The sequence below is a fragment of the Halococcus morrhuae DSM 1307 genome, from assembly GCF_000336695.1.
GTDB classification, from domain to species: Archaea; Halobacteriota; Halobacteria; order Halobacteriales; family Halococcaceae; genus Halococcus; species Halococcus morrhuae.
In genome coordinates this window covers 1-1,276 of the sequence record NZ_AOMC01000049.1, presented here as the reverse complement: position 1 = coordinate 1,276, position 1,276 = coordinate 1, and the positions used below count along the sequence as shown (strand labels likewise).

Below are 1,276 nucleotides of genomic sequence, written 5' to 3'. Positions count from 1 at the left end.
CAGGCCCGGAAAGCACGATTAGCGGCTGTTCGTCCTGCTCTTCCCTGAGAGCTACGATTTCTCCTTGGCTGTTCCGCTAAACAGATACCCCAATCCAAACGACATTCGTTCAATGAATAGACGGATCGTGTAACGGTTTATGTGAAATCCTCGATACCAAGATAGAAGTAAAAATTGCTGAGAGCTACTACGGCGGTTACATGCGCTGCCATGCTATAATCACACATGACGGCGGTTGTGTGAGCGGTGCGGTCGGTAGGTGCAATGCTGTTCATACTTATCAACTGGTTTATCGGCTTTAGGACCGATATCTGGGATGATGAGTGCTGATCAGAAACTTCTCGATCTCCCGCCAAGTGCGAAGCTCGTTTTCATAGTTCTTGAACATGAAGAACCACTCACACAGAAGCAGATCGGTGCGGAAACGCTGCTTCCACCACGGACAGTTCGGTATGCGCTCGCTCAGCTGAAAGAGATTGAGAAAATCTCTGAGAAAATCCATTTTGCTGATGCTCGACAGAAGATCTATGAAATCGCTTAATTCCAGACGCTCTTGTGTAGCGTAGCGGAATCAAGCCATCGGGAGCGTGACTCCATGAGAATCCCGGTGAAGTCACTGGAGCGTGAAGTACGTCAGGAAGTCACAAAGATCGACGCTCTTGTCTGTACTTCTGCGGTTAAACTGTGATGCTATCTCCTTGTCTAACCTAGATAAGTTATGAGTGGCATTTCCTACCGAAATCACACGCCGAAGATCGATATCCGTCGGTTTCTTGCGCCCCTCAGGGACGCGTTCACGACGCGTCCCGGTGGGCTTTCTTGGCCACGGGCAGCAAACACCTGGCGTATCGCGCCCGCTTACGTTGAGGGGTTGATTCGTCCGGGCAGTCACAAGACGCTCCGTGGCATCGGCAAACGTCTCGACATCAATGAGCATCGAGTCCGCCGATTCATCAGTGAGAGTCCTTGGGAACACAACGCTGTCCAAGATCATCTCAACGAGCACATCCCTGAGACGATCGCATCGCCCGAGGCGATGCTGATCGTCGACGATGTCGATATCCTCAAACACGGTTATGACAGTGTCGGCGTCAAATCACAGTACGCTGGCTCGATTGGCAAAATTTCCTCTTGCCAGGTTGGCGTCGATTGCGTTCTTGCCGTCCCAGGTGACCACTACAACGCCGATCAACTCACCTGGCCACTTGGCTGTGAACTCTACCTCCCACAAAACTGGGCAACAAGTGATGAATTCGAGGAACGCCGCCACGACTGC

At 51.6% G+C, this 1,276-nt stretch carries 2 protein-coding genes; both read left to right on the top strand.

What is annotated here, in order from left to right; all coding sequences use genetic code 11:
* Positions 1 to 319 precede the first annotated feature (319 nt).
* Positions 320 to 541 (top strand): helix-turn-helix domain-containing protein, encoded by a 222-nt coding sequence (locus C448_RS15330; RefSeq protein ID WP_342346258.1) that lies wholly within the window; start codon positions 320 to 322, stop codon positions 539 to 541.
* 177 nt (positions 542 to 718) lie between these two features.
* Positions 719 to 1,276, top strand: a 558-nt coding sequence (locus C448_RS15325) for a transposase (protein ID WP_169316343.1), incomplete at its 3' end; no start/stop codon positions are given.

Bases quoted from the DNA above. Each gene is read 5' to 3' on its own strand.
- C448_RS15330 (WP_342346258.1), top strand. From the start codon at position 320: ATGAGTGCTGATCAGAAACTTCTCGATCTCCCGCCAAGTGCGAAGCTC.